The organism is Haloarcula vallismortis ATCC 29715 (assembly GCF_000337775.1).
Taxonomy (GTDB): Archaea; Halobacteriota; Halobacteria; order Halobacteriales; family Haloarculaceae; genus Haloarcula; species Haloarcula vallismortis.
Map to the genome: position 1 here is coordinate 26031 of NZ_AOLQ01000065.1, position 18509 is coordinate 44539.

At 62.1% G+C, this 18509-nt stretch carries 29 protein-coding genes; 28 read left to right on the plus strand and 1 reads right to left on the minus strand.

The features are described from left to right. The first annotated feature begins 177 nt into the window (after nucleotides 1-177). The 13 genes from C437_RS15010 to C437_RS20235 all read left to right on the plus strand — a co-directional run bounded on the left by C437_RS15010 (nucleotide 178) and on the right by C437_RS20235 (nucleotide 5100). A complete protein-coding gene (locus tag C437_RS15010) occupies nucleotides 178-630 on the plus strand; it encodes a hypothetical protein (protein WP_004517836.1) in 453 nt (150 codons plus the stop codon). Beyond that, on the plus strand, nucleotides 630-980 hold the full coding sequence (locus tag C437_RS15015; RefSeq protein ID WP_049919844.1) for a hypothetical protein: 351 nt from the start codon (nucleotides 630-632) through the stop codon (nucleotides 978-980). Before C437_RS15010 ends, C437_RS15015 begins: the two co-directional genes overlap by 1 nt. Further along, complete coding sequence (locus C437_RS15020; RefSeq protein WP_004517838.1) at nucleotides 980-1204, plus strand: DUF7563 family protein; 225 nt, start codon at nucleotides 980-982, stop codon at nucleotides 1202-1204. Before C437_RS15015 ends, C437_RS15020 begins: the two co-directional genes overlap by 1 nt. After that, nucleotides 1197-1769 (plus strand): hypothetical protein, encoded by a 573-nt coding sequence (locus C437_RS15025; protein WP_004517839.1) that lies wholly within the window; start codon nucleotides 1197-1199, stop codon nucleotides 1767-1769. Before C437_RS15020 ends, C437_RS15025 begins: the two co-directional genes overlap by 8 nt. After that, nucleotides 1766-2011 (plus strand): hypothetical protein, encoded by a 246-nt coding sequence (locus C437_RS15030; RefSeq protein WP_004517840.1) that lies wholly within the window; start codon nucleotides 1766-1768, stop codon nucleotides 2009-2011. The genes C437_RS15025 and C437_RS15030 overlap by 4 nt, the downstream gene beginning before the upstream one ends. Then, nucleotides 2008-2487 (plus strand): hypothetical protein, encoded by a 480-nt coding sequence (locus C437_RS15035; RefSeq protein ID WP_004517841.1) that lies wholly within the window; start codon nucleotides 2008-2010, stop codon nucleotides 2485-2487. The genes C437_RS15030 and C437_RS15035 overlap by 4 nt, the downstream gene beginning before the upstream one ends. 115 nt (nucleotides 2488-2602) lie before the next feature. Beyond that, complete coding sequence (locus tag C437_RS15040) at nucleotides 2603-3205, plus strand: tyrosine-type recombinase/integrase (protein ID WP_004517842.1); 603 nt, start codon at nucleotides 2603-2605, stop codon at nucleotides 3203-3205. Beyond that, nucleotides 3205-3561, plus strand: coding sequence for a hypothetical protein (locus tag C437_RS15045; RefSeq protein ID WP_004517843.1), 357 nt, complete (start codon nucleotides 3205-3207; stop codon nucleotides 3559-3561). Before C437_RS15040 ends, C437_RS15045 begins: the two co-directional genes overlap by 1 nt. Beyond that, the gene (locus C437_RS15050) at nucleotides 3561-3740 is read left to right on the plus strand and encodes a hypothetical protein (RefSeq protein WP_049919846.1); all 180 of its coding nucleotides are present in this window, start codon (nucleotides 3561-3563) and stop codon (nucleotides 3738-3740) included. Before C437_RS15045 ends, C437_RS15050 begins: the two co-directional genes overlap by 1 nt. Next, on the plus strand, nucleotides 3737-3892 hold the full coding sequence (locus C437_RS20390) for a hypothetical protein (RefSeq protein WP_160163021.1): 156 nt from the start codon (nucleotides 3737-3739) through the stop codon (nucleotides 3890-3892). Before C437_RS15050 ends, C437_RS20390 begins: the two co-directional genes overlap by 4 nt. After that, nucleotides 3889-4032 carry a hypothetical protein gene (locus C437_RS20395; RefSeq protein WP_160163022.1) on the plus strand — a complete coding sequence of 48 codons (144 nt, stop codon included), beginning with the start codon at nucleotides 3889-3891 and terminating at the stop codon, nucleotides 4030-4032. Before C437_RS20390 ends, C437_RS20395 begins: the two co-directional genes overlap by 4 nt. Then, nucleotides 4029-4373, plus strand: coding sequence for a hypothetical protein (locus C437_RS15055; protein WP_004517844.1), 345 nt, complete (start codon nucleotides 4029-4031; stop codon nucleotides 4371-4373). Before C437_RS20395 ends, C437_RS15055 begins: the two co-directional genes overlap by 4 nt. A gap of 466 nt (nucleotides 4374-4839) precedes the next feature. Next, nucleotides 4840-5100: a hypothetical protein gene (locus tag C437_RS20235; RefSeq protein WP_004517845.1), complete on the plus strand. Its 261-nt coding sequence runs from the start codon at nucleotides 4840-4842 to the stop codon at nucleotides 5098-5100. Nucleotides 5101-5108: 8 nt separating this feature from the next. On the opposite strand, the gene C437_RS15060 is transcribed toward C437_RS20235, so the two are convergent. After that, nucleotides 5109-5306: a hypothetical protein gene (locus C437_RS15060; protein WP_004517846.1), complete on the minus strand. Its 198-nt coding sequence runs from the start codon at nucleotides 5304-5306 to the stop codon at nucleotides 5109-5111. 148 nt (nucleotides 5307-5454) lie between these two features. Here C437_RS15060 and C437_RS15065 point away from each other — a divergent pair, with 148 nt between their 5' ends. From C437_RS15065 to C437_RS15140, 15 genes are all read left to right on the plus strand, one after another. Next, nucleotides 5455-5634, plus strand: coding sequence for a hypothetical protein (locus tag C437_RS15065; protein ID WP_004517847.1), 180 nt, complete (start codon nucleotides 5455-5457; stop codon nucleotides 5632-5634). 112 nt (nucleotides 5635-5746) lie between these two features. Beyond that, nucleotides 5747-6091, plus strand: coding sequence for a hypothetical protein (locus tag C437_RS15070; RefSeq protein WP_004517848.1), 345 nt, complete (start codon nucleotides 5747-5749; stop codon nucleotides 6089-6091). After that, a complete protein-coding gene (locus C437_RS15075) occupies nucleotides 6088-7563 on the plus strand; it encodes a hypothetical protein (RefSeq protein ID WP_004517849.1) in 1476 nt (491 codons plus the stop codon). The genes C437_RS15070 and C437_RS15075 overlap by 4 nt, the downstream gene beginning before the upstream one ends. A gap of 4 nt (nucleotides 7564-7567) precedes the next feature. Continuing rightward, the gene (locus tag C437_RS15080) at nucleotides 7568-8041 is read left to right on the plus strand and encodes a hypothetical protein (protein WP_004517850.1); all 474 of its coding nucleotides are present in this window, start codon (nucleotides 7568-7570) and stop codon (nucleotides 8039-8041) included. 47 nt (nucleotides 8042-8088) lie between these two features. Further along, nucleotides 8089-8607 carry a hypothetical protein gene (locus tag C437_RS15085; RefSeq protein WP_004517851.1) on the plus strand — a complete coding sequence of 173 codons (519 nt, stop codon included), beginning with the start codon at nucleotides 8089-8091 and terminating at the stop codon, nucleotides 8605-8607. Next, nucleotides 8607-9095 (plus strand): hypothetical protein, encoded by a 489-nt coding sequence (locus C437_RS15090; RefSeq protein ID WP_004517852.1) that lies wholly within the window; start codon nucleotides 8607-8609, stop codon nucleotides 9093-9095. Before C437_RS15085 ends, C437_RS15090 begins: the two co-directional genes overlap by 1 nt. After that, entirely contained in the window at nucleotides 9092-9397 is a 306-nt protein-coding gene (locus C437_RS15095; protein ID WP_004517853.1) for a hypothetical protein, read from the plus strand. Before C437_RS15090 ends, C437_RS15095 begins: the two co-directional genes overlap by 4 nt. A 42-nt stretch (nucleotides 9398-9439) precedes the next feature. Then, on the plus strand, nucleotides 9440-9796 hold the full coding sequence (locus tag C437_RS15100) for a hypothetical protein (RefSeq protein WP_004517854.1): 357 nt from the start codon (nucleotides 9440-9442) through the stop codon (nucleotides 9794-9796). 217 nt (nucleotides 9797-10013) lie between these two features. Next, the gene (locus C437_RS15110) at nucleotides 10014-10247 is read left to right on the plus strand and encodes a hypothetical protein (RefSeq protein ID WP_004517856.1); all 234 of its coding nucleotides are present in this window, start codon (nucleotides 10014-10016) and stop codon (nucleotides 10245-10247) included. Further along, complete coding sequence (locus tag C437_RS15115; RefSeq protein WP_004517857.1) at nucleotides 10244-11941, plus strand: hypothetical protein; 1698 nt, start codon at nucleotides 10244-10246, stop codon at nucleotides 11939-11941. Before C437_RS15110 ends, C437_RS15115 begins: the two co-directional genes overlap by 4 nt. Then, a complete protein-coding gene (locus tag C437_RS15120; RefSeq protein ID WP_004517858.1) occupies nucleotides 11931-12755 on the plus strand; it encodes a hypothetical protein in 825 nt (274 codons plus the stop codon). The genes C437_RS15115 and C437_RS15120 overlap by 11 nt, the downstream gene beginning before the upstream one ends. Next, nucleotides 12752-13939, plus strand: coding sequence for a hypothetical protein (locus C437_RS15125; RefSeq protein ID WP_004517859.1), 1188 nt, complete (start codon nucleotides 12752-12754; stop codon nucleotides 13937-13939). Before C437_RS15120 ends, C437_RS15125 begins: the two co-directional genes overlap by 4 nt. Then, nucleotides 13936-17634 carry a hypothetical protein gene (locus C437_RS15130; protein ID WP_004517860.1) on the plus strand — a complete coding sequence of 1233 codons (3699 nt, stop codon included), beginning with the start codon at nucleotides 13936-13938 and terminating at the stop codon, nucleotides 17632-17634. Before C437_RS15125 ends, C437_RS15130 begins: the two co-directional genes overlap by 4 nt. After that, complete coding sequence (locus tag C437_RS15135; protein WP_004517861.1) at nucleotides 17631-17945, plus strand: hypothetical protein; 315 nt, start codon at nucleotides 17631-17633, stop codon at nucleotides 17943-17945. The genes C437_RS15130 and C437_RS15135 overlap by 4 nt, the downstream gene beginning before the upstream one ends. After that, complete coding sequence (locus C437_RS15140; protein ID WP_004517862.1) at nucleotides 17945-18481, plus strand: DUF7526 family protein; 537 nt, start codon at nucleotides 17945-17947, stop codon at nucleotides 18479-18481. The genes C437_RS15135 and C437_RS15140 overlap by 1 nt, the downstream gene beginning before the upstream one ends. Nucleotides 18482-18509: the final 28 nt, after the last annotated feature.

Here is an 18509-nt window from a genome sequence, read left to right on the forward strand (position 1 = left end):
TCAAACGCAGGTTTCCGAAGTTTCAGAACCTAACGCTGCACATCTACCAAAATTCATAAACCCCCTCCCCGGTGCTCATAATAGTCTATTACGTGCCCGGGGGCGCGACCGAGCGCGGAAATATAGCGTTACGCGCGAGGGGGCACACGCACGGCTGGCCGGGGAGGTGTCCTGCTGATGGCGTCGAACCAGTCGAAGCAGTCCAAGCGCTACACGGTCGAAATCAGCGACCCGAAACTCCGCGAACATCTCGACTCGGCGGAGAACAAGTCTGAGACGATTCGAGACGCCATCCGAACGGAGGCGACCGCGGACGGCACGCTGCGGATGGCGGACCTCTCAGACGACGAGCTAACGGCCTACGAGTGGCTGGACGAGCAGGGCGGCCGGGTGGAGTTGGAGACGGCAGAGACGCACATAGCCCAACTCACCCAGGTAGAAAAGAAGCTGGTCCGCCGGAACCTGCTCAGACCGCTCAGCGCGATGGGACTCCTCGAAGCGGACACCCGCATGTGGGGAGTCGACCTCGTGACGATCGCGCCGGTCGAGTGCGGATTCTGCGAGGCGGACATCCCGCCGAACCGCGTGGACGAACACATCTCGGAAAACCACTCGTGGGGTGGTCGATGATGTCGACCGACGCAGCTGGTCCGACCTCGCAACCGCTGGCGGACCAGATCCACGACGAACTCCGCGGGCGGACCTCGCCCGAGGAAGCCATCACGTCGGCCGAACTGTCTGAGAAACTCCAGATCGGCGACGGCGAAGCGAGCCCGAAAACGCGGGAACTCATCAAGGAGGTCATGATCGACCGCGACCTCCCGATCGTCGCCAGCAACTCCGGCTACTACGTCGCCACGACGACGGCAGAAATGGAGGAGTACTTCGAGACCTTGGATTCGCGGATTCAGGGAATCAAATCGCGCAAGCAAGACCTCGCAGCGGCGTTCAACCGCCGACGCTACGGAGGTGAGAACTGATGCCGTCCTGCGATGCCTGCGGAGCGCACGTCTCACGGCGCTACTACCGAGTTCGCAAAGGCCGGGACGGCGATCTACACGGCTGCCCGTCCTGTGCCGACCCGGCGACTATCGAGCGGCAGGCGGCAGGACTCGACACGCGCTACCGCCAGCGAAAGACGCCCGACGGCGAAGACATCCCGAGAGACGCGGTCGCGACCGACGGAGGACAGCGCGATGACTGACAAGCCAACTGAATCCATGAGCGAGAACACCGACAGCGACGGGCGTACCGGCGACTACGAGCAGAAGCGTGACGAACTGAACGAGGGGCTGCTGGAGGCCTACGCAGCCGGGTTCGCAAAGGCGAAAGAGGTCTACGACATCGAGCGAGGGGCGACTGACGTTCGCACGCTGATGCAGATCGAGGCCATCACGGAGAGCCACTATTACTACTGGGACGGGCGGACGAAGCCGCTGACGCACTGGCTTCGTGACCAGTTCGACCTCGACGACGACCAGCTCGTCACCGACGGCGGGCAGGACTTAGACGACTTCACGACGCCAGCAGAGAAGCACCTCGAAGGCGAGACGGAGGTCGAGTTCCAGTGCGGGGTCGCAGCGAGCAACCACATCGACCCGTCAGATCCGGAGTACTGCGACCACGAGCCCGAAACTATCGAGCTGGACGAACCGGCCTACATCGACGAAAACAACCGCATCCACGTTCCGGGCCGACCGGTCGAGTGCCCCGAGTGCGGGAATCCAGTTGAGCACGAGTTCAACGGCGTCCGGGTGATCTTCGCATGAACGCGGCTGTCAGTGACCGGGAGGAAGTGTCGGAAATCCTCTCACGTGAGTTCAACGACCGCATCTACACCGTCGAGGACGACGTGATCTGGGTGAGTGGAACAAACGCACACTGCGCGACAGTCGCCCGAAAGATGGCCCGGATGCTGGCTCACTGCCATGATATCCCGACGAGTCTCGTCTACGACGATGATGCCGTCGCACACGGCGGGGTCCAGTTCAACTGGGGTGAGTCGGCATGACGGGCATCGATTGGCCCGCTCGATTCGACCGAACGCCGGCCAGTCGTCGCGAACCGAACCGGGACTTCGAGGCGTCGCTCGCACAGACGACGAAGGACATCGCGACGGAGATGGATCGTCTCGACCCCGAGGAGTGGCGTGCATCCATCGGCAACTCACATACGAAGACGAACACGTTGCCACGAGCCAATGCCAACCCGGACGATCCGGGCTTCGTCCTGCGGTGGACGAAGGACGGCCAGCAGTTCGCGGCGGCGTGTGACCGCTACTCGCGGCTCCGAGACAACGCTCGCGAGGTCTACCTGTGGGTTCACGAGACCCGGATGCGGGGGAACCGAGCAGTCGTCCCGGCGAGCATCGTCGATGAGCATCTCCGCGGCCGGTGGTACGATGTCGACAGGAGCGAAGTCACGTGCGCCCAGCTGCGGTGGTCGGAGATTCTCGACCCGGCCATCGTCGGAGGTGGTGAGCAGTGAGTGTCCGAGAACTGGTGGAGTCTCGGACAGTTCACCCCCGAATTGACTCCCGAATCACTCCCCAGACCAGTCGAACAGTGCCGAAACTGACCGCGAAACCAGCCAACCGGACACTATGAACACGACAGAACACGACGATCGCGACGGCAGGAAAGTATGGCTCTCGAACGACGAAGTGGAACTGCTGCTGGAGACGGCATCGGGTCCGTCCCAGCGACTGGCGTTCGCGCTGGCCGCTCGGTGCGGCCTGCGCTCCGAAGAGGTGACGCGAGTGACGGACAACGACGTAGTCGACACAGACGCGGGGCCGATGCTGCTGGTCCACGAGGGCAAGGGAGACAAGTACCGCGAGACACCAATCCCGGCGAGTCTGAAGAACACGATCGAGACGGCCGCGGAGTATCGTGCCGAATCGGACAGCCATCCCATCGTGACCTCGCAAAGCTCGCAGGTCGGCGTCACGACGCGAACTCTCCGGCGCTGGATAGGGACGGCCCGCGAAGAACTGGCGGAATCTGAGGACCCGCGCTGGTCCTATCTGACGATGCACGACCTCCGGCGAACCTGGGCGACCTCGCTCAAGGGCGCGGAGGTGGACGCACTGCTGGTCTGTGACTGGGGCGGCTGGGAAGATCTCGAAACGTTCCTCGACGCCTACCGCGGGACCTTCTCGCCAGACGTACAGGCCCGAGAGCGGGAAAAGGTGGGATGGCTCTGATGAACGGGTGGACCTATCCCGGATGGATGCAGGGCAGCGACAACGAGGCGATCCGAGACGACGATCTCGGTGACGCGAGCGAGGTGTACGAAGTCGAACCAACGGCGAACTCAGACTTCCGGATGTCCGGGGAGTCGTTCGACGCGTACGCCGAAGAGATCCAAGCACGGTGGCGCGTCGACGAGATCTACGGCGGGTCCGTCTATCTCGCCGGGTTCTGGAAAGGCGAGTCCCGGAAAGCGTCGACCGGTGCGAGGCTCGATCCCGACAGCGCTCGCCAGCTCGGGCAGGCGCTGATTCGGGCGGCAGAGTACGCTGACCGGCAGGCTGCCGACGGAACGGAGGGTTCTGAATAGTGCCGCCGTACAAGTGGCGAGACAGCAAGTTCGCCTGTCCCGACTGTGGCGGCGCTACTAAGGTGAAATGCGGGCCGGACCACATGACCGCGATGCGCTGTGAGTCGTGCGACTGGGGGCGGACTTTCGACGCACCGACGATCGAGGAACAGCCGCGTGACGTGCTGGAGGAACGATGACCGACGCTACGCCCGTACCGGAGTGTGAAAAGTGCGGTCAGGAAATAAACGGACAGTGGCATAGCTACGGAGCGGACTACTATCATCCTGATTGCGACCCTAATCCGGAGCGACGGGCCGAGGACTGTCCCGATCTCCTGAAACAACCATGACCGGAAATACGCCGAAAGATGACGACACGAGCCGCCTCCCCAAAGTCTTCAATACCGCCCGAAAGCGGAATCTTCGGGCTATCTTCTTCGGCGAGCGCCCGGAGGAGATGCGCAACGACGGCACGGAAACAGATCAATGATGTACCTACCCACTCGTGATAGCGCCCACAGCGTTGACCGCACACTATCGGACGTGATTTTCCAATCGCTCCGAGACGGCCGCACTGTTGAATTGGTCAACGGAGACAGCGCCCTGATGATAGAGATAGACGGCATCTCAGTGGCACCTATCGCCGCGGAGTCGTTCGACTACCCGCTGCATAGCTATGATTTCAACGAGGATGCCTACGACCTCGTGACTGAGTGCCTGGACAGGAAGCGCAAGCGGCGCTTTGAGCGGCGGAAAAAGAAACTCGCAACCGAAAACCATGCCAGTATCGAAGGGTCCGATTCCGGCAAAGGAACGGAGGACTCGTCATGACGTGGTGCAAAAGCTACGGCTGTCGAACGAGCGCGACTGAACGAACTGAGTACTGCGTAGAGTGCGTCCACCTGCTCGCACGAGGGCCTTCGTGGCCGCCTACGAACGCCGATGGAACGGAGGATACGTGAAATGATTGGGGAATTGGTCAACAGTTTGATTGGCGAATCTGAACCTATCCTTGAGGGTATTTCGGCGGGTCCACCATGCCCCGAGTGCGGGGAGCGGTCGGACCCCAGCGAGATAGAAACGGAACTCGTTGGGACCGGACTGAAAATGTTCCGCTGTCCAAAGTGTGGTGAGTTGATTTGAACCCCGAGAATACGCCCAAGCCGGTTAGTATCGACAGAGAGGACTATGTGCAGGAGTGCGACTATTGCGGAAATGACGTTTACCCGGCTCATGAGAGCGCGAAAGGGGCAATCTGTCGAACGTGCCTACGGGATATCGGAGTAGGTGACAGAGTGTGACTGAGAACACTCCGTCCCAGACGACGGAAAAGCTCGGCTACTGGATTCGGAACGGGCCGGACGAAGATAACCGCTCACTGCTTGAAACGGCGGTCGGGATCTTGCTCTACTGGCGAACTTGGGTAGCAGGATGGGGATATCTCGCGTCGATGATGGGCGCGTTCACACTAATCGAGGCTCTCGGTACTGCTGCTGCGCCGATAGTGATGGTTTTAGGAATCGTAGTAGACCGGTTCTGGAGATGGCACGAACAATGATCGACTGGTTAGGCCTGGTCGCCGAGCCGTTCGATGCGCCATTCACCGTCGTCGACGCGGCTGATGGCGACTTGTGGTGTATCGGTCAGTTCTCCATTTTCATCCAGTAGCCCTTCGAGTTCGATATCGTCTCGGGGCAGCTCGACACCGACTTTATCGCCAGATGAGTTCGAGCCGATGCGACGTAGTTGGTGGATGTTCGCCATATGAGCGGCGGCGAGACGGTATCCCATAAGGATACCGGGCGGCCAGCCACTCGGATATCCGAGCGGAACGCCATTACGGACACTTATACCAGACCGTCTGGCCGACGCGCCTAACCCGCGGCGAAGCCGCGGGGGAGTACCCCTACCCATGTCAACCAGACGGGCCGGCGGCCAGAATCCGCCGGACAGCGCGGGCGAGACCGCGCAACGACCGTATCGTATCGATTGGCACAACGTCGACGAGCGCCGCCGCGAGCGAGCCCACCAGGAAGCCGCTGGCGCGAGCCGCGATCTTCCCGCCAGGGAACTGGTCGGAGGTGGCGTGTGATTGAGACAGCCGTCGCGATGGCTCTCTCTGGCAGTGTCCTGGGCGGCCTCGTGCTCGCCGTCGGGACCTACGTCGACGACGATCAGATTCGGGCCGCGCCAGGAGGTGGCGCGTGAGACTCGTTCTCCTCGGGGGCTACGCCTCAATCACGGCGGTCCTGGCGACCGCAGACTGGGCCGGCCTCTCCGCACTGGTTATGGCTGCCCCCATCGTCACCGCGGCGCTGTACCTCGGCGGCCGTCGATTTGTCGGCCACCTAACCGAGCGCGCTCAGCAGAACCTCGACGAGCGCGGCTCGGCTCACACACTCGCGACCGACGGCGACGGCCGATCTCGTCGCGAGCAGCTCATCGACGGGATCGAGGAGCACGGCAGCGGGGCGGTCCGCGACGAGGCGCTTCTGAACGAACTCGAAACCACGGCTGGCGACCGGAACACCGCCACTCCTAATCAATGAGTAAACGACAGACAGTGATCGCGCTCGGGATGCTGGTGCTGGTGGCAGCGTCGCCACTCGCCGGCATCGCGGCCGCGGCGAACTTCAACAGCAGTGTCGCACAGAATCCGGAAGTAGAGGTCGACGTGACCAAGTCCACGCACGAAATGGGCTGGTCGGCGGAGCAGTATGAGGCCGACAACGGAGAACTGAAATCGATGAACGCGCGGTTGAACAGTAGCGTCGAGAACCCGTATTCGTACGCCCTGGACGGCGTCAACGAAACGGACTACGGCGCGTTCCCACACGCCAAATCGGACACCTCAGCACTTGAGGCGGTCGAGTGGACGAAGGATATGAGCGGCTCCGCCGGGACGGGGACCATCGCGGACACGAGTCCCGAACCGGGCGTCGACGCGGTCTCGCTCTCGACGAGCTCGCAGGCCAGCGGCGACGTGGCGAAGTTCACGATGGGCAACTTCTCCGTGACCTCGGACGCCGAGAAGCGAATGCTTCAGGTCGGTATGAACATCAACACGCTGGAATCCGGCGCGACCGTCGAGGTGCGCGCGGTCGATGCTGACGGCGACTACGTCAGTGCCACGGCGAACCCGTCCCAGACCGGCGGCGAGGAGCAGATCGCCTCCGCGACTGGCGACGGCTACATGTTCCAGCGACAGGTCGGCAAGATGGCCGTCAGCGGCTCCGGTGACGGCACGATGGGCGAGATTCAGAAGACCGTCGTGGTCGTCTCCGACGCGAACGCTGACGTGGATATCTACGCGCTGAACGCCGACAAGTTCGGCAAGTGGGACTTCGGAACCCAGCGCATCGACACGGATGGCGACGGTGAACTCGACGATTCCGAAACCGTCTACGAGGTCAACGAGTCCAACGCCGGCACTATCTCCGTGACTGGTCTGGACACGCTGGGTAGCACGTTCGACGATGCGCGGCTGAACGACGTGACCGTGCCGATGCTGTTCGAGGCAAGCGAACTCGAATCCGAAGACACGCTGTTCGAGTTCTCCGCAGCTGAGGGCTACCCGAGCTTCGACAGCCGTGTCGACGCCTACTACCGACTCCAGCTTCCGGAATCCTACGACCTCTCGTACAGCAACGCGGAGCTGAAGGACACGGTCGAGATGCCCGACACCCGGTACCAGACCGTCGAATACGCGGAGGGCACGGGCGACACGGAGATGACGAACATCTCCTCGTGGACGGATAAGACCGGCTCCTACGGTACGCAGGGCGCGAACGTCTCGGTTGACAGCACTGTCAGCGTCGGGACGAACATGGTCATCCACTACGACTACGTCATCACGAGCGACGAAAAGCAGGAACTCCAGTCCGACACGACCGACAGTAAGGGCGGCGGTGTCCTTGGCGGCGGCTCCGGCGGCATCGTCGACACGATCGTCAGCCTCCCCGGCGCGATCATCGGCGGACTGCTCTCGTTCGTCACCGGGCGCAAGATCGGGGTGTTCTAAGCCAATGGCAGAACTGGATTTCGGGGATGGAAGCCCGAACTCTGTCCTTAACGGGACGATTAACTTCCTGAACAGTGGCGGCTCGCTCGGCAAGCTGCTCCAGGGGTCGATCTTCGGGGTCGGCCTCTCAATATCCCAGGGCGGGATCAACTTCATTCAGTCAGTGTTCGCACTGCTGGTGAGTCCGCTGGACTCCGGCGCGGAACTTGTTCCGGCGTTCTTCGAGGCGACGGTAATTGAGCCGCTCGGCGTGCTGACAGCGGGCGCAGAAGCGTCTGCTATCGGCATCGCCAACCAGTTCGGTCCGTTCGCACTCCCGGCAGCCATGGTGACCGTCTTGGTGACGTTCTTCATCATGATTCAGTTCCTCGAAGAGGAGGAGACGCCGGACTTCATCGCCATTCCGGGCTTCCCGGATATTCCGGATATCGGCCCGCTGGCGGTCGGAACAGACGAAGAGAAGGGAGAGGACGAATAACATGATTCGGCCATCGCCTCCCCAGACCGTCAACGGGGTGCGTAGCGATGGCTGACGGCGACAGCGGCCGCATGGCACGCCTGCTCGACGGGTCGGAGACGATACCGGCACTGGGCGGCTTCAAGAAACTCCTTGAAGTCGTGAAGAACGACGACGGGACGATGAAGCTCGTCAACCTCGGCGAGAACTCGTTCCCACTCGCAAGCGGCGTGAAATGGACGAGGCTCGGCGCGGCGATCATCGGCTCGACCGTGGCGATTATCGCGACGGGTGTGTCGGCCATCGTCCAGGGTGCCGTCGAGGCAGCAACGCGGTATCTCGAAGCCATCCAGTCGTTCTTCTTCGGCGGCACTGAGCCGATCCCAGACGCGCCGTTCCTGAGTCGACCGAGCGACGGTCTGTATCAGGTCACGGTCGACGCCGGGATCGCGGCGATCCGTGGCGCGTGGTCGTTCTCGCTCGCAGAGTTCGGCGTGCTGGCACTCCCGATATCGATTATCGTTGTTCTGGCGACGTTCTACGTCGTCTCAGCGGGCATCGACTTCCTCAAAGGGAGGTATCTCTGATGGCACCGATAGTCGACTTGGAGATATCCCGCGACGATGTGTTGGGCGTGCTGCCGAACTCGGACGTGATGCTGAAGTTCCTGAACAACCCGCGGAATTTCGTTCTGGGGGCCATCCTCTCGGCGCTGCTTGAGGGGATATTCGGCATCATGACGGCGATTCTCAACGGGATCATCGTCGTACTGGCTGGAACACAGCCCGCCGTTTTTGACGGCGCAACTGAGGAACAGATCGGGATGGCGGACCTACCGGTGGCGATCGCGAATGCAGTCATCGGTAGCGCGCGACCGGCCGGCGACGCAATTCTGTCGGGTATCGAGTCGTTGAACGAGCCGATCTTCAACCTCGCCGGAGCGGCTGGCGTGGCAGGCCCAATCGTCATCGCGGCGATTGTCGTCGCTGAGGTAATTGTCGTCGTCCTGCTGCTTGAGCGGGTCGTCTACATCATCATCGACGTGATCCCGGGCGGCGGGGGGCTGATAAAATGATATCAGTAGGAGAGATAGTCAGACATCCAGCGACGGCCCTGAGCGTCGTCGTCACGTCACTCGCACAGTTGTTCCAGCTCCCCGTCATCGACGCGGTGCTGGGCGTCCTGTGGGGGCAGTTGTCGATCCTGTTCACGGGCACGTCGATCTTCGCGTTCACCGTGCTACCAAACGTCGAACTCGGCGCACTGTCGTGGCTGTCTGGGAACGTCCAGATAGTCGCTGTTGTGCTGGGCGTCGCCTACGGGCTCAAACTGCTCACTCAGGTCGTTGAGAAAGTAATCGCAGAGGTAGACCAATGACACACGCAAACAGCGGTACGACTCGAATCGGAGGAAAGGGCCATGCCTGAGATGGCGACAGCGTTGCTGGCAGCGGTCGCAGTTGTCGGCGTCGTCGTGGCCCTGGGAACAGATCGAACAGCGTCAGCAGCCGGCACAGCGGCATCGGGGACGAAGCGCGTCGCTACGTCGTCGTGGACAGCCGGGCTGGCCGGCGCGGGTATCGGCTTGGAGATGGGCAACCAGCTGGTGATGGCGATTTCCGCCGAGCCCTTCGCGTTCACGACGATGCTGGCAGGCGTCGCAGGCGCGCTGGGAATTGAGGGCCTACTGGGCAATATTAGCGGGATTCAGTTCCTGTTGATTGGAATCAGCATCTTCCTCGCGGTCTATAAACTCGACTCGTGGAGGGGAAGCTGATGGCGGCCCACCGCCTCAAGCAGCTACCAGCCCGTCTAAAAACCGGCGACGGGAGCGGGCTGATGTTAGCGAGTAACCTGGGGGTGTTCGGAGTGATGCTGCTGAGCATCACCCGAAACCCATCTGTAGATGTGGTCGCGGCGGCCGCCATTCTCCTGTACATCGCGGGGAATGCCCTGTGGTTCTACAGCCATCTCCGTAACGGAGGGGGGCGCTGATGGCACCGGATATCAGCGCCGGACAGGCGGCTGGCGGCGGCATCGCCGGAACGGCCATCACAGAAGCGACAGTCGGCCTGGAAAAGGCCGCAAGCGTCGCAGGCGATACGCTGACAGGCATCTTCGGCGGCCTGCCGTGGGAGATGTCTCCCGACGCCATCGTCGACGCGGTCGCGGGCGGCGGGGCCGCCGTGGCTCCGATTCTCACTGACGTGGGAGGCGTCCTGCTATGAGGCGGGGCGTCGCGGTCGTTGTATCGCTACTCGTAGCAACAACGTTGCTGGCCCCGGCAGTGGCCGCACAAGCAAACGAGACGGCGACCGCGACGCCCCGTCCGGCGTCGGACTGGACGCCGCCGGGGCCGTTCGAGCGGTCGGACCTCACAACCGGCGGCGTGCACGACGCCGAAGCCCCGCCATCAGTGCGGAATCTCGGCGAACCCATCTCCGGGTCGGTCGGGGTGCGACACTCTCCACCGAGCCCGCTCCAGACCAGCATGAATTGGGCCGACCCGGGGACGAACATCCAGTCGGACCGCATCCAGCTCTACGGGACGGCCTACGGTGACGCAGTCGGCGAGTACGAGCTGGTCGTGGTCTACTGGAACGACCACACGCGCTCGACCGAGAACGGGACGCAGTTTCAGTACGCGGCGAATCAGTCGGTACAGCGCGTCTCGTTCAACATGAGCGCGGGCTACAACCAGATCCCGATCGGGCTGTACTCTCACTACAACGACCGCGTTCAGATGACGATGTGGCTGGAGCGCGACGGCGAACGTGTCGACGGCGCTCGTTGGACGTACGAGCACCGGAGCAACCCGCTCACGGCCGCGCCGGGAACGGACATCAACAGCAAGGGCGACCTCTGGCGCTGGGGTGCGATGAACATCCTACTGCCAGCAATCCCGGGAATCTTCGTCGGCCGGAAGGCCGCCGTCCACTTCCTCGACCGAACCGTCACGAGCGCTCGGAAGGGAACGACGTGGTGGCTGTTCATCCTCGGATTCCTGGCGCTGCTGTTGTTGATCGCTGCGACGTGGCAGACGGCCGCCGTCCTGTCGAAAGCACCCTACATCGCGGGCCTCTCGATCGCCGTCCTGTCGTTCGTTGCGATGCTCGGCATCCGCGATCAGGACGTTGAGAAAGCCGAATTCAACCAGAAGGACCTCGAAAGCGTCACGGCCGTCAGCGGCGACGAGTCGAAGGACGCTCGCGAGGAAGAGATCTTACTCCGGGATATCGTCCGCCGCGACGGCAAGGTCTACATGCCGGCGACGGGCATTCGGCCGTTTCTCGCTCGCTACTGGGCTGACGCCGCCTCAGTCGACGAGAGCGAACTGGAGACGGTCAACAACGCGAAAGGCGATGTCTCGAAAAAATACGAGATCGATCCGGTGGCCGACGAGACTCTACATCACAAGCCGGCGCGACTGGAGTTCTCGCCAACGATCGTCACCGAGCCCGACGACGACGCGGAACCGCCAGAGTCGACGCTCGATAAGCTCCTCTCGCCACTCGGTCGGCTGAACTGGCCGTTCATCGCGACCGCAGTCGGTGGCGGTTTCATCGCCTACCACGGCCTGCTGGCGGCGTTCGGCGTGCCGTCGCTGGCAATGCTCGGTGGTTTGCTGCCGGGCGTCGTGTCGGGCTACACGGCCCGCGACGGCGAGCTGTCGTTCGAGCCCGCACCGTACCACTTCTCGGAAGCGCGCGCGGTGCTTGCCCACGAGCGAGCGACGTACCGCGAGGCCTCGACGTTCGAGGACCTGCACGAGCTGGTTGCCGACCAGGACTTCGAGACGATCGAGCAGATCAATGACGTGATCGAGACGCTCCGGGACCGATTCGGCGAGAACATCCGCGATTCGTGGGAAATCGACGAAACGCAGTCGACGACGCAGAATCAGGGGGTGGGTGACGATTAGCGACACCGACGCCGGCGCGGATCAGCGCGCGAGCGCAGAGACACGCGCGCGTAGTACAGAGTGGGGCGGCCCGGGGGGTGGTCGCCGCCACGAGTTCGAGCGGCATCAACGCCCAGCGCTGGCAAAGCTCCAGCGCGACCAAGACGAGATGATCGCGGACCTCAGAGAGGGCTTCGAATCGCTGGAGGAAATCCTCTCGTGGGCGGCGCGAGCGAACGTCAGAACACTCGGCAAGCTCGACCCGCAGTTCTACCAGCAGTTCGTCAAACGACTCGACGCACAGTACTTGACAGGCAGGCAGTACAGCAGCCGAGCCGTCGACACAGACACAGCGCGCACGTACCGCGACCAACTCGCCATCACGGTCACGTCGGCGGCAGACACCGCCTATCGCGAGTTCCGCGAGAACGTCACCGAGTACGTCGACGACCAGACGCCGGAGATCGAGATGTTCGGCGGTGCCGTAGCGTTCCGACCGGCGCTGACCGAACTCGAAAAGCGCCAGAAAGCAGCGCTGACAGATGCACTGACAGGATTCGGGTCGCGCCAAGCGATAGCTGAGTGGGAACGCGACCTCCAGGCGGCGACCTTCGGCGAGTGGGTCGACGCATCGGACTACCCGATCGCGAAGTCTCGGCACTCGTGGGCCTACGGGATTCTCCAGACAGATACTGGCGAGTCCCATCCAGGGCGGTATCAGTACCTCCTGCAAGAACCGCTCTCGTCGTGCATCCGAGGCGCTCGCGAGATGGGCGAGAAAGCACAGGAAGCGGTCGAAAACAGCAGCAACGGACAGGACACGCTTGACGCATGAGTTTGAAATCACCGGAAGATACGGCGGCACAGCGCGAGAAGCTACTGGAACAGCTCCCGGACCCATTCACGAAGAGTCGGCAGTTCACCGGCCACGGCGGCCGGAAGTCCGATGTACGGGAGATGAAAGACCAGTTCTCGGGCTTCGGGAGCATCGACTGGCAGGCAACATACGGCCACGAGGAGGCCAAAGGCAGATCCTACGCAGAGGCTGGCGGCTACAAGTGGCAACAGGAACTGCTGCCGGACATCATCCAGCACACGTGGGACTCGGACAATCCGAAGTTCCACGACGGCGGCACGGACTGGCTGGCGATCGGCGAACCCGGCTCGGGCAAGTCGAACACGGCGCTGTGGTTGGCGGCTCGCCTGATGGAAGCCAACGACGAGGCGATCATCTGGAGAGGTTCGCCGTCTCGCTCCGAATGGCTGCCGTTCCACCGCTACGCCCGCATTTGTCTCCCGGAAGGGCTCGATGTGACGGCGAAGTTCGTCCCAAAGAAGCCCTCGGACGAGACCGTGCGCGTGCCCCTGGAGGACGTTGTCCGCGAGGTCGTCCGGTACGAGAACCCAGTACAACTGAACGAAGAACTCATCGAACCGGGCATGTTCCACGTCGTGTATCCCGATCCGGAGATGCGCGGCGTCCAAGATATCTACGAGAACGCCGAAGAGAAGCAGTACGACGAGGTCGAGTTCACGGCTGAGGACCCGCTGTCACACTGGTGGTTCGGCTGGCTACTCGCCCGCGTCGAGGAAGGGCCGTACAACTGGATGAGTGTGATTCTCGACGAGATCGGCGACGTGGCTCCCGAAGCGGCCCGCGCCGACGAGTTCGCACACTACCAGAAAATCGAGATGTTCCGCGATGCACTGGTCGACGCCCGGAAAACGGGCCTCTCGATATTCATGTTCGGCCACAGCGAGAAAGACATCCACTCGATGATCCGGCGGAAGATCCGCTGGCGTATCTCGATGGCACCCGGCGCGAATCCGACGAGCAAGGGCGACGTGGTCGGGTTCTCGGACGTGCCGATGGACCGCAATATCACGTCAGGGCGGCAGGTCGGGCAGTTTTTACCGTGGAACGAATCGGCGTTCCAGTACCCGCTCCCGAACATCCCGTACTTCCCGAGCCCGATCGACCACTCGCTGAAAGTCGAGTATGGGGGTGAGTCGGTGTGATTGACGACCTGCCTCTTTCGGGCGAGCAGCTCCAGATCGTCGTCATCGCGATGGCGCTGGTCGCCTCAGCAGTCGCGGCTCCAGTGTTCTTCGGTGGGGGCGAGCCAGCGACCAATGAGACTGTCAAGAAGGGGACGCTCTCGACGCCGGAACCAGTCCAGACCGCGCGAGCGGACACGGAGGCTCCTGATAAACTGCGAGCACTGCCTGAGAGCCACACTGAGACGGCCAGCGGCGGTGTCGAAGCGCCCACAGAAGTCTCGGCGTCGGCAGGCTCACAGACGATGGATGTGTCGGCGACGACCGTCGACGGCGAGCCGGCGCTGGTGCTGGACGACTCCCGTGTCCACGAGGGACGATGGGTGTCCGTGCCCGCGAACTGGTTCAACGAGTCCGTCGGCGGCGTCCCACAGACCGCGTACATCGAGCACGAGAGTGGTGAGTCCTACGCGACGCCGACGCACGTCCGAGGGGACGATGTGGCTTTCTACGTCGAGCAGTTCTCGACGAACACGGTCACGTTCAGCGGCGAAGTCGTCTTGTCAGGATCGCAGGCAGCCGATGGCACCCAGTACCAGTACGATATCAACGATCTCGACAGCGTATCGAACTTCGATATCAACCTGACGGGCAGGACCTCAACCGAGACCGAGACCGTCTCCGGAGCCGCGCTCGCTAACGGAGACTCTCTCGATCTGGAGATAGCGGGGACGGACCCCGCGACCGATGCATCCGTGACGTTTTCCGGTCACGAGGAGACCGCATCCGCGACCGCGTCCGGGACCGGGAGCGGGACTGTCTCAGTCGGCGGAAACGTCAACCCGACCGATGAGTCCGTCCAATTGACCGGCGATACCTCCACAACTACGGACTCGGTATCCGCAAATGGTGTCTCACCGTCAACGTCGACCTCGCTCTCGGTCGGCGGGAATCTCGAACCAACGGACGGGAGCGGCGGCGACCCAACTCTGACCGTGACGGGCTACGGCTCGTCGTCGACTTATAACCCAGTTAACGACTATGGGGATGGTACGACGGATGATGATATGTCTCTGGCAATCGGAGACGGCAGCAGTGACACGAAACATTCGTCCGAAATAGAGATAACTCCCGGTTCAACTGGAGACATAGAGAGTCTATCAATCAACGTCGCGGGCACTTACGGAGATGACTATAATCCCGCTGTTGATGTTTATTTAGTTAGCGGAGAAGCTGACCAATCTCTCACAAAAGACAATAAGATAACAAACAGTTGGGACCCAAGTTGGTCGACGGGAGATCAGTCCATTCCCGTTGATAACCCACAGTCGGTCACAGCAGGGAATACGTACCATCTCGAATTTGTGTCCACAAACACCGATAATGATGGGACTTCGGACACATTAAATCTCGCAGTAGACACTGCCCCAAGCAGTGTTAGGGCCACAAAGTACACAGGTAGTTGGTATAGCTACCAGCAAGCTGTTGATGTTGATGTGTCCATAGATGGACAGGTAACGGACCTCTCGGCATCTACGGATGACGGTGCAACGGCTACCTTCGGCAATTTCAACGATGGAGAGACTAAGACGCGCACAATTGACTTATCCACAGCCTCGTCATCGTTGGATTTCTCAAGCTCGGCGGGACACGAAATTGACTACTCTCTCGACTGGACCGAGCGGACCGCGGTCGAGGACCCCGACATCGATATCGACGGCGACGGGTACGTAGAAGCGTCGTGGTCGGGTATTTACAAGACCGGGGAGTCAACCACAACCAAGTCCGTCGACGGACTCTCGACCGGCGATAACAGCGTCTCGACCACAACTGCGGCCGGCCCGGCTCCCTCGTGGGATCTCTCATGGACGGAGCGGACCGCGGTCGAGGACCCGAGCATCGACATCGACGGAGACGACTCGCCTGACGCGAGTTACTCTGGCATCTTACCCGAAGGCGAGACCAGCTCCAAGAGTTTACCAAACCTCGATACAGGATCTTCGGCAACAATTTCGACGACAACCGGGGCTGTGGACGTTGAAGTTAGCATGACCGAGCGCACACAGACGGTCGATCCGGCGGTGACGGTCAATGGCAACACGACGACACACTCCGGGACACTGGCAGACGGCTCAAAAACACCACTCACGACCGATACGGCATGGCTCCAGTCCGGCACGAACACGGTAGATATTGCTGTCGGCGATGGGACGCTGTCAGCTGACGCCCCGACGCCACAGGTCGGCTTCGACTACAGTCACGACGCCAGCGACAAGATTTCGACGACGACGACAGAGACGGAATGGCTCGAACAGTACAACGTCTCGAAAACCTACGCCTCAAACCGCTCGTCGGCGACGCTGACGATACCGCACCAGAAAGAGGTGCTATCGATTAAGCGGGTCGAGAAGCGCGTCAACGGCGGCTCATGGTCGTCAGTCGACTCCAGAAACTACGATCTGAACAACACGGAGCTGACTGTGCAGCTGGGCTCTGTCGTGGCTGGTGATAAAATCGAAGTGCGGACGACGGGCTCGATGGCAGATGTAAACAACGGTGCGATCACGGTCACGGAGCCGACGACGACCGGTGACCCACTCGACAGCCGAATTCGCGTCGACTCGTGGAACTCGGATTCGTACATTCAGGTGCCACAGACCGCCGAGTACCACCGCATCCACTACGTCCACGACGCGACGTTTGATGCGTCCGAGGACGTGCGCGTCTTGTCGGGTGGCGACCAACGCCTCCGGATTCCGAAGGCCTCGGCAGATGAGCAGTTGAACGTCTCGACGATTCCAGTCGAGGCGAACGCGACCTCGGGCGACGTGGTCGTCACAGTCGACGACGCGAACAAGACACAGCCAGTCTGGACGGCGAAACAGGGTCAGACGGACCCGGACACGGTGCATTACACGCTCATCAATGCTCAGGATGGCGAGAAGTACACGCTGTACTCACAGACCCACGGCATCGGCCGAGACTCGGGGACGGCGAACTCGCCGCTGACGCTGACCGACGACGACAGCGGCGAGACGCTGACGTTCCTGCTGGAGAACTCGACAGCGAGCAGTTCCGGCGGCGACGGAGGCGGTGGCACACTGTCCCGCGTCTCGACACAGGACCCGCTGGGCAACATCGTCCCACTGCTGGGCGTCGCACTCGCCATCGGTGCGCTGCTGGTGATAGCTCGCCGCGACGAAGAGGTCACGAACGCCGGGAATAACGCCGCTGAAGGCATCGAGTCAGCTGCTGCATCTATTCCAGTTCTGGGGCCAGCGGTCGGCGGCGTGCTCGGCGGGCTGACCCGCGGCGGCGCGCAGCTCGTCCGCACGGTGCTCGGAAACCAGACGGTCGCGGTGGCAGTCGCGACGGCGATCGGGCTGGCCGCTATCCAGGCCGAGATCATCGTGCTGCCGTCGGGGTCGCTGGTAATCGTGGCGACGGCGGCCGTCTCGGCGCTGTCATTCGTGGCGCTCCGGGAGTTCGACGAGTTCAGCATGGAACGCTGGACGCTCATCGTCGTCTCGGCGACGGTCGTTTCACTCCAGGTACTGAGCGATGAATCGCTGTTGACGGCCATCGTCAACTCACAGGTGTGGCCGATTCTGGTGGCTGGCGGCCTGTATCTGGCGTATCAGCTCATTCAGTCGATTCGCTCGCCGGAGAAAACGCAGAACATCGTCATCGAGGCCGACGGAGGGAACCAGAAATGAGCGTTCTGCTGGACCTGCTCAGCCAGCTCGGGGTCGGCGGGCAGGTGATGGTTGCGGGCTCGCTCGTGATGGCGGCGTACTACCTGCTGAAAGGAAAGAAGTACGCGGGCATGGCGGCGGCAGTGGGCGGCTCGATGGTCGTCTACGGCGTCGTGGTACTGGTGGCGCTGGCTGTGGCGATCGGGCTGGGATGGCTCGATCCGAATCCAGAGCTGATGCACGACGCTCTCGATGGCGTTCTCGGGCCGGCCAGCGAAATGCTTCGAGACGGCGCATCGGCGACACTGAAAGCAATCGCGGAGGCACTGTAATGTCACATTCGAGAGTCCCAAGCGATCTGAAAGCGGAGGTTCGGGCGCATAAAGTCAAACTGTCGCTACTCGCTTCGAGCGCTGTCGTCCTGTCGCTGGGCGTCTATGCCAACGATTCGACGGCGCTGTTGGTCGGGGTGATAGGCACAGCGATGGGGATCGGCCAATTCATCAGCTACTGGGGCACAGCGACGACGCCGGCAAAGGTGGGTGGCGGTACGCCAAAAGAGGTGCTGGGCGACGTGATACAAGTGCTTGACCACGAGGAGCGCAAGAACTACACGACGGGCCGGCGGCTCGATGAACTCGCCGGCGATGATACGGTCGTCGTGCTGGCAGTGGGCGAGCAACCGGACCGACTGGATCGCCTCTTGCCGTGGCGAGAGACACGGCCGCGGAGTGAGTACGCGCCAGTCGTCGTGGTCGGCGACGAATACGCACCGAACGAGGGCGAAACAGTGAACTGGGTGCTCCAGCCGACGACGCTCGAAGGTGTCTACGTCCGGCGCTACTGGGGCAGTCCGGAGGACTCATGAGCACCGATGACGTGACGCTCGTGGCCTG